Source organism: Mumia sp. (assembly GCF_028803055.1).
Taxonomy (GTDB): Bacteria; Actinomycetota; Actinomycetes; order Propionibacteriales; family Nocardioidaceae; genus Mumia.
Window position 1 is genome coordinate 1 of sequence record NZ_JARBCJ010000148.1, and the last position, 8,833, is coordinate 8,833.

General features: G+C 68.8%; 5 protein-coding genes and 1 pseudogene. 4 read left to right on the forward strand and 2 right to left on the reverse strand.

Going from position 1 to position 8,833, the window contains the following annotated elements; all coding sequences use genetic code 11:
* The first annotated feature begins 147 nt into the window (after window positions 1-147).
* From arc to metH, 3 genes are all read left to right on the forward strand, one after another.
* Window positions 148-1,908 carry a proteasome ATPase gene (gene arc, locus PV363_RS13430; protein ID WP_220345098.1) on the forward strand — a complete coding sequence of 587 codons (1,761 nt, stop codon included), beginning with the start codon at window positions 148-150 and terminating at the stop codon, window positions 1,906-1,908.
* Between the two features lie 32 nt (window positions 1,909-1,940).
* Window positions 1,941-2,414, forward strand: coding sequence for a GNAT family N-acetyltransferase (locus tag PV363_RS13435; RefSeq protein ID WP_308289331.1), 474 nt, complete (start codon window positions 1,941-1,943; stop codon window positions 2,412-2,414).
* A gap of 137 nt (window positions 2,415-2,551) precedes the next feature.
* On the forward strand, window positions 2,552-6,343 hold the full coding sequence (metH, locus tag PV363_RS13440) for a methionine synthase (protein ID WP_301022571.1): 3,792 nt from the start codon (window positions 2,552-2,554) through the stop codon (window positions 6,341-6,343).
* On the opposite strand, the gene PV363_RS13445 is transcribed toward metH, so the two are convergent.
* Window positions 6,322-6,840, reverse strand: a complete 519-nt coding sequence (locus PV363_RS13445) for an NUDIX domain-containing protein (protein WP_220341688.1) — start codon at window positions 6,838-6,840, stop codon at window positions 6,322-6,324. The genes metH and PV363_RS13445 overlap by 22 nt on opposite strands.
* A 60-nt stretch (window positions 6,841-6,900) precedes the next feature.
* On the opposite strand from PV363_RS13445, the gene dop reads away from it, so the two are divergent.
* The gene (dop, locus tag PV363_RS13450) at window positions 6,901-8,418 is read left to right on the forward strand and encodes a depupylase/deamidase Dop (protein ID WP_301022572.1); all 1,518 of its coding nucleotides are present in this window, start codon (window positions 6,901-6,903) and stop codon (window positions 8,416-8,418) included.
* 6 nt (window positions 8,419-8,424) lie between these two features.
* On the opposite strand, the pseudogene PV363_RS13455 reads toward dop, so the two are convergent.
* A pseudogene (locus tag PV363_RS13455) lies at window positions 8,425-8,833 on the reverse strand (hypothetical protein); the annotation flags it as partial.

Sequence of the window (8,833 nt, forward strand, 5' to 3'; positions counted from 1 at the left end):
CTCATCGTAAGAACGCCGATTCGTACGAGCGGATGACGACCACAGGCGGGTAGTGTCGTCGTACGAGGAGCCAACACGCCGCGCACACGGGTCGACCCCGGCGGTGTTCGGGTCAGACGGTGTCACGGCCTTCGCGGGAGGTACGACATGAGCGAGTTCGACCACACCGATCGGCGCCCGCCTGCGAACGAGCAGACCGCCCACCAGCAGCAGGCCGAGATCGACTACCTGCGCGCCGAGGTCGAGCACCTCCGTCGGCGTCTCGCGACCGGCCGCCCGGACAGCACCGTCGACGCCCGCCTCGCCGAGACCGAGGCGCGCCTCGCCGCGGTCACCGCTCAGAACGCCCGGCTCGGCGACACCCTCCGCGAGGCGCGCGACCAGATCCTCTCGCTCAAGGAGGAGGTCGACAGGCTCGCGCAGCCGCCGACGGGGTTCGGCACGTTCATCCGGCAGAACGAGGACGACACCGTCGACGTGTTCACCGGCGGCCGCAAGCTGCGCGTCAACGTGAGCCCGTCGGTCGAGGCGGAGGATCTCCGTCGCGGTCAGGAGGTCATCCTCAACGAGGCCCTCAACGTCGTCGCCGCGCTCGACTACGAGACCGTGGGCGAGGTCGTCATGCTCAAGGAGCTGCTCGCCGACGGGGAGCGCGCGCTCGTCATCGGCAACGCCGACGAGGAGCGGATCGCGCGCATCGCCGACTCGCTCATGGACACGCGCCTGCGCGCCGGCGACTCCCTCCTGCTCGACTCCCGCGCCGGATACGTCTACGAGCGTGTCCCGAAGTCGGAGGTGGAGGAGCTCGTGCTGGAGGAGGTCCCCGACATCGACTACTCGAGCATCGGAGGCCTCCAGGGCCAGATCGAGTCGATCCGCGACGCGGTCGAGCTGCCCTACCTCTATCCGGAGATCTTCATCGAGCACGAGCTCAAGCCGCCCAAGGGCGTCCTTCTGTACGGCCCGCCCGGGTGCGGCAAGACGCTGATCGCGAAGGCGGTCGCGAGCTCGCTCGCCAAGAAGGTGTCGGCCAAGACGGGGGAGGAGGGCCGGTCCTACTTCCTCAACATCAAGGGCCCCGAGCTGCTCAACAAGTACGTCGGCGAGACCGAGCGCCACATCCGGCTCGTGTTCCAGCGAGCACGCGAGAAGGCGAGCGAGGGCACGCCGGTCATCGTCTTCTTCGACGAGATGGACTCCCTGTTCCGCACCCGCGGCTCGGGCGTCTCCTCCGACGTCGAGAACACGATCGTGCCGCAGCTGCTGAGCGAGATCGACGGCGTCGAGGGCCTCGAGAACGTCCTCGTCATCGGTGCCTCCAACCGCGAGGACATGATCGACCCCGCCATCTTGCGACCAGGTCGTCTCGACGTGAAGATCAAGATCGAGCGGCCCGACGCCGAGTCCGCCCGCGACATCTTCTCCAAGTACCTGACGCCCAGCCTCCCGCTGCACGAGGACGACCTCGGGGAGTTCGGTGGTGACCGGGTGGCGTGCGTCAACGGCATGATCCAGCGCACCGTCGAGCGGATGTACACCGAGTCCGAGGAGAACCGATTCTTGGAGGTCACCTACGCCAATGGTGACAAGGAAGTCCTCTACTTCAAGGACTTCAACTCCGGCGCGATGATCCAGAACATCGTCGACCGGGCAAAGAAGATGGCGATCAAGGACTTCCTCGAGCTGCGCCAGAAGGGTCTGCGCGTCCAGCACCTGCTCCAGGCGTGCCTCGACGAGTTCAAGGAGAACGAAGACCTGCCCAACACGACCAACCCCGACGACTGGGCGCGGATCTCGGGCAAGAAGGGCGAGCGGATCGTCTTCATCCGTACGCTCATCTCCGGCAAGCAGGGCAGCGAGCCGGGTCGGTCCATCGACACCGTCGCCAACACCGGGCAGTACCTCTGACCGCTGGACCGAGGCACCGCACAATGGAGTGCGTGCCTCCGATCCTGTCCGCTCTCGACATCCGTGTCGTGGGCTACGACCATCCCGACGCCGTCCTGCTCGTCTCCGAGGTCCAGGCGGAGTACGCGCGGCGGTACGGCACGCCTGACCAGGGACCCGCCGACGCCGACGAGTTCCGCGGGCCCGGGGGAGTGTTCGCCGTGGCGTACGCCGACGGGACTCCTGTCGCGACGGGCGGGTGGAGGCGCTTGGGCGACGACCGCGCCGAGATCAAGCGGATGTACGTCCGTGAGTGGGCGCGCGGTCGTGGCTACGCCCGCGCGATGCTCGCCTGGCTGGAGGAGACCGCGGCGGCAGCGGGTGCGAGGGCGATCATCCTGGAGACCGGGCGGCCGCAGCCGGAGGCGATCGCGCTCTACCGTTCGTCGGGCTACACCGACGTAGAGCCGTTCGGTTACTACGCCGACGACCCGCTCTCGCTCTATCTCGGCAAGACTCTCGCCTGACGCCGCCGCGGCGCCGCTGTGACGGCGGGTCCACATGGCGGACGCACGCCGCGGGGGCGACGTGGGCGACCGTCCGTCGACTAGTCTCGAAACCGGCGCTCCTGCGCCAATCACCCCATTTCGGAAGGGCATGCGTCGTGAGCAGCAACCTCCGTCCGGACGCGACCGACGAGCTGACTGAGGCACTCCGGTCGCGCATCCTGGTGCTCGACGGGGCGATGGGCACCGCGATCCAGCGCGACCGGCCCGACGAGGCCGGCTACCGCGGCGAGCGCTTCAAGGACTGGCCCTCCGACGTGCAGGGCAACAACGACCTGCTGACTCTCACGCAGCCCCAGCTCATCGCCGCCATCCACCGCGAGTACCTCGACGCCGGCGCCGACCTCATCGAGACCAACACCTTCAACGCCACCGCGATCTCGCTGAGCGACTACGGCATGGGAGACCTCGCGTACGAGCTCAACTACGAGTCGGCCCGGCTCGCGCGCGAGGTCGCCGACGAGGTCGCGCAGGCGACGGGACGTCCGCGATACGTCGTCGGGGCGCTCGGGCCGACCACACGCACGGCCTCGATCTCACCCGACGTGAACGACCCCGGCGCGCGCAACGTCACCTACGACCAGCTGGTCGACGCGTACGCCACCGCGACCCGGGGCCTCCTCGACGGCGGTGCCGACGTCATCGCCATCGAGACGATCTTCGACACGCTCAACGCGAAGGCGGCCATCTTCGCCGTCGAGACCGTGTTCGCCGATCACGGCCGTCGGTGGCCGATCATCATCTCCGGCACGATCACCGACGCGTCCGGCCGTACGTTGTCGGGGCAGGTCACCGAGGCCTTCTGGCACTCGGTCCGGCACGCCCGGCCGCTGCTCGTCGGCCTCAACTGCGCGCTCGGGGCCAAGGAGATGCGGCCCTACATCGCCGAGATCGCGCGGATCGCCGACACGTTCGTCAGCTGCTACCCCAACGCCGGTCTCCCGAACGCCTTCGGTGAGTACGACGAGGCACCCGACGAGACGGCGGCGATCCTCGCCGAGTTCGCCGACGCAGGGTTCGTGAACCTCGTCGGTGGTTGCTGCGGGACGACGCCGGCGCACATCGCGGCGATCGCGCGCGAGGTGGCGGACAAGACGCCGCGGGTCGCACCGACGGCCGTGCCGGCGCTGCGGCTGGCCGGTCTGGAGCCCGTCACCGTCGTCGACGACACGCTCTTCGTCAACGTCGGAGAGCGCACCAACATCACCGGGTCCGCCCGCTTCCGCAACCTGATCAAGGCAGGTGACTACTCGGCGGCGCTCGACGTGGCCCGCCAGCAGGTCGAGAGCGGCGCGCAGGTGATCGACGTCAACATGGACGAGGGCATGATCGACGGGGTGGAGGCGATGGTGAGGTTCCTCAACCTCATCGCGTCCGAGCCCGACATCAGTCGTGTCCCGATCATGGTCGACTCCTCCAAGTGGGAGGTGATCGAGGCTGGTCTCAAGTGCGTCCAGGGCAAGCCGATCGTCAACTCCGTCTCGATGAAGGAGGGGGAGGAGGCCTTCGTCGAGCACGCCCGGCTGTGCCGCCGCTACGGTGCGGCGATCGTCGTCATGGCCTTCGACGAGGACGGCCAGGCCGACAACCTCGAGCGCCGCAAGGAGATCTGCGAGCGTGCGTACCGCCTGCTCGTCGACGACGTGGGCTTCCCCGCCGAGGACATCATCTTCGACCCGAACGTCTTCGCCGTCGCCACCGGCATCGAGGAGCACGCGGCATACGGCGTCGACTTCATCGAGGCGACCCGCTGGATCAAGCAGAACCTTCCTCACGCGCTGGTGTCGGGCGGGGTGTCCAACGTGTCGTTCTCGTTCCGCGGCAACAACGCCGTGCGCGAGGCCATCCACGCCGTGTTCCTGTATCACGCGATCAGTGCCGGGATGGACATGGGCATCGTGAACGCCGGTGCGCTCGAGGTCTACGCCGAGGTGCCCGAGGTGCTGCGCGACCGCATCGAGGACGTCGTCCTCAACCGCAGGCCGGACGCCACCGAGAGGCTGCTCGACATCGCGGCCGACTTCGCCGGGGACGGCGCGGTCAGAGAGGTCGCCAACGAGGAGTGGCGGTCCCTGCCGGTGGGGGAGCGGATCACCCACGCGCTCGTGAAGGGCATCGACACGTACGCCGAGTCCGACACGGAGGAGCTGCGCCAGGTCATCGCCGCGCGCGGGGGCCGGCCGATCGAGGTCATCGAAGGCCCGCTGATGGCCGGGATGAACGTCGTGGGCGACCTGTTCGGCGAGGGCAAGATGTTCCTGCCGCAGGTGGTGAAGTCGGCGCGCGTCATGAAGAAGGCGGTGGCGCACCTGATCCCGTTCATCGAGGCCGAGCGTCAACCGGGTGAGGTCGAGCGGACCAACGGCAAGGTGGTCATGGCGACGGTCAAGGGCGACGTCCACGACATCGGCAAGAACATCGTCGGCGTCGTCCTCCAGTGCAACAACTACGACGTCGTCGATCTTGGCGTGATGGTGCCGGCTCAGAAGATCCTCGACGCCGCGAAGGCCGAAGGTGCCGACGTGATCGGGCTCTCGGGCCTGATCACGCCGTCGCTCGACGAGATGGTCAACCTCGCCGGCGAGATGGAGCGGCAGGGCTTCGACATCCCGCTGCTCATCGGCGGTGCGACGACGTCGCGCGCCCACACGGCGGTCAAGGTCGACAAGAAGTACCACGGTCCGGTCATCTGGGTGAAGGACGCCTCGCGCTCGGTACCTGTCGTCGCGGCCCTGCTGTCCGATGACCAGCGGCCGCGGCTCCTCGCCGAGACCGAGGCCGACTACGAGGCGCTGCGAGAGCGCCACGCGGCGCGGCAGAGCAGCCGGTCGCTGCTCCCGCTCGAGAAGGCCCGCGCGCAGGCGACACCGATCGACTGGAGCGACTACCGGCCTCCACGTCCGCACATGCTGCTCCAGCAGGCGCGCGACGTGTGCTCGGGTGCCGGGTGCGACCACCGCCACGACGGGCACGTCCAGCTCGTCCGCACGCTCACCGACTACTCGCTCGAGGAGCTGCGCGGCTACATCGACTGGCAGCCGTTCTTCAACGCGTGGGAGATGCGCGGCAAGTTCCCCGACATCCTCAACAACCCGTCGACCGGCGAGGCCGCCCGCAAGCTCTACGACGACGCCCAGGTGATGCTCGACCAGATCGTCGCCGAGAAGTGGGTCCGCGCCAACGGGGTGTTCGGTCTCTTCCCGGCCAGCCAGGTGCCTGGCGACGACATCGAGGTCTATACCGACGAGTCGCGGAGCGAGGTGCTGACGACCTTGCACACGCTCCGCCAGCAGGGCGAGGGGCGAGAGGGATCCCCGCGCAAGTCGCTCGCCGACTTCGTCGCTCCGAAGGCGACCGGGCTGCGTGACTACGTCGGTGCCTTCGCGGTGACCGCGGGGCTCGGCGTGTCCGAGAAGGCCGCCGAGTTCAAGAAGAACCTCGACGACTACAGCGCGATCCTCCTGGAGTCGCTGGCCGACCGGCTCGCGGAGGCCTTCGCCGAGCGCCTGCACGAGCGGGTCCGCAAGGAGTTCTGGGGCTATGCGCCGGACGAGGCGCTGACGAACGAGGCGCTGATCAAGGAGGGTTACGTCGGCATCCGGCCTGCCCCTGGATACCCTGCCTGTCCGGAGCACACCGAGAAGCAGACGATCTGGGAGCTCCTCGACGTCGAGAAGAACGCCGGGATCGAGCTGACCGACAGCATGGCGATGTGGCCTGGTGCGGCCGTCAGCGGTCTCTACTTCTCGCACCCGGAGTCGCAGTACTTCGTGCTGGGTCGCATCGGTCGCGACCAGGTCGAGGACTATGCCGCGCGCAAGGGCTGGACGGTCGCCGAGGCAGAGAAGTGGCTCTCGCCCAACCTCGGCTACCGCACCGACGAGGACTGACGGGCGCGAAGCCAGGGTCCGACCAGTGCGCGGGAGTCCGGCACGAGTGGCCACGCCGGGTCGCCGAGGCGGCGCACGACCTCGGTCAGCGGCATCCATCCGCCCCAGGCGACCTCCTCCGGCTGCCAGCGGACCGGGCCGTCCCATCCCTCGACGAGGTAGCCGAACGCCTCGTACGAGGTGTGCTCGTCCTCGTACCGGCCGGTGAAGATCGGCTGGAGCGGGGCCGCGGTGATCCCGAGCTCCTCGGCGAGCTCGCGGACGGCGCCGTCACAGGGGGCCTCGTCCGCGAGAAGGACGCCGCCCGCGCACACGTCGTACATGCCAGGGAAGACGTCCTTGGACGTGGTGCGCCGGTGCACGTAGACCTGTCCCGCGGGATCGAGGACGACCACGGCGGTGGCCGCGTGGTGAAGGTTCTCGGCCCGGACACGCGACCGCGGAGCCGACCCGGCCGGTCGTCCGTCCCTGCTGTACAGCGCCACGATCTCGTCCACGCCGCCATCATGACAGCGCGGTTCCGGGGCGGCGTCGGTCACACTGGCTAGGCTGGCGACATGACGGTGCGACGGGTGATGGGTTCCGAGGTCGAGTACGGCATCTCGGTCAAGGGTCAGCCCACGGCCAACCAGATGGTGGCCTCGACCCAGGTCGTCAACGCCTACGCGAGCGCCCACGGGCTGACGCGCCGCGCCCGCTGGGACTTCGAAGAAGAAAACCCCCTGCGCGACGCGCGCGGCTTCGACCTCAGCCGCGATCGTGCCGACTCGACGCAGCTGACCGACGAGGATCTTGGCCTCGCCAACGTGATCCTGACCAACGGTGCCCGCCTCTACGTCGACCACGCCCACCCCGAATACTCCACTCCCGAGTGCACCAACCCCCGCGACGTCGTGCTGTGGGAGAAGGCCGGCGAGCTCGTCATGCAGCGCGGCGCCGACCTGGCCTCGCAGCTCCCGGGATCCCCGGGCCTGCTCCTCTACAAGAACAACGTCGACAACAAGGGCGCCTCGTACGGCTCCCACGAGAACTACCTCATGCGGCGAGACGTGCCGTTCGGCGCGATCGTGGAGCATCTGACGCCGTTCTTCGTCTCCCGGCAGGTCATCTGCGGAGCAGGCCGCGTCGGACGCCAGCAGGACGGGTCCGAGAGCGGCTTCCAGATCAGCCAGCGCGCCGACTACTTCGAGGTCGGCGTGGGCCTCGAGACGACGCTCAAGCGGCCGATCATCAACACCCGCGACGAGCCGCACGCCGACCCCTCTAAATATCGCCGCCTCCACGTCATCATCGGCGACGCCAACATGTCGGAGATCGCCGGCTACCTCAAGATGGGCGCCACCTCGCTGGTGCTGGCGATGATCGAGTCCGGCGAGCTCTCGAGCGGTCTCGAGCTGGCGCAACCGGTCAACGCGCTGCACGCCATCTCCCACGACGTGTCTCTGCGCACCGCGGTGGAGCTCGCGGACGGTCGGACCATCACGGCGCTCGACCTCCAGTGGAGCTATCTCGAGAAGGCCCAGGCCTTCGTCGCGCGGGGCCATGACGGAGACGACCCGGCTGCAGGACAGACCAAGGACGTCCTGGACCGCTGGGAGTCGGTGCTGACCCGGCTCGCCGAGGACCCGTTCCAGCTCCGGGACGAGCTCGACTGGGTGGCCAAGCTGGCACTCCTGGAGTCCTACCGCGAGCGCGACTCGCTCGACTGGGACCACGCAAAGCTCCACCTCGTCGACCTCCAGTACGCCGATCTCCGACCCACGAAGGGCCTGTACCACCAGCTCGTCCGCACCGGCCGGATGAAGCGCCTGCTCTCCGACACCGAGATCGAGAGGGCGGTCACGCAGCCGCCCGAGGACACCCGCGCCTACTTCCGAGGACAGTGCCTCACCCGCTATCCGGAGTCGGTCGCGGCGGCCTCGTGGGACTCCGTGATCTTCGACCTCCCAGGCCGGGACACCCTCCAGCGCGTCCCGACCATGGAGCCGTTGCGCGGGACCCGCGAGCACGTCGGCGGGCTCTTCGAGGCGCACAGCACCGCCCAGGGGCTGTTCGACGCGATCACCCGGCGCTGACCGGCGTCAGGGAGCCTCACGCGGTTCGCGGGGCAGGCCGTCGATGACGAGCTCGACCCTCAGGTCCGGTCCACCAGCCCGGGCCAGTGTCTCGAGAGCGTCAGCGGAGAGCGCCGCAAGCGCGGGCGCCGGCCAGAAGCGCACCGTCGTCCCGGTGCTCCCGTCGGCGGTGAACGGCTCCAGGACGGTCACCGGCACGCCGTGCTCGTACCACTGCCGCCACGAGCCGCTCGAACGACGGTTCTCGTGGACGAGCCGTGCGCTCAACGCCGCGACGACCGACAATCCGCGGCGGGGCTGGCCGTCGGCGAGGAGCGGGGGAGCGGCGGCGTCGAAGAACCGGAGGTCACGGGTGGCCATCACCGGCTTCTTGACGAGCACGCCGTGGGCGTCGGTGCGGGTGTCCGTCCCACGG

Coding starts and splice junctions, on each gene's coding strand:
- arc (WP_220345098.1), top strand. CDS start 148: ATGAGCGAGTTCGACCACACCGATCGGCGCCCGCCTGCGAACGAGCAG.
- dop (WP_301022572.1), top strand. CDS start 6,901: ATGACGGTGCGACGGGTGATGGGTTCCGAGGTCGAGTACGGCATCTCG.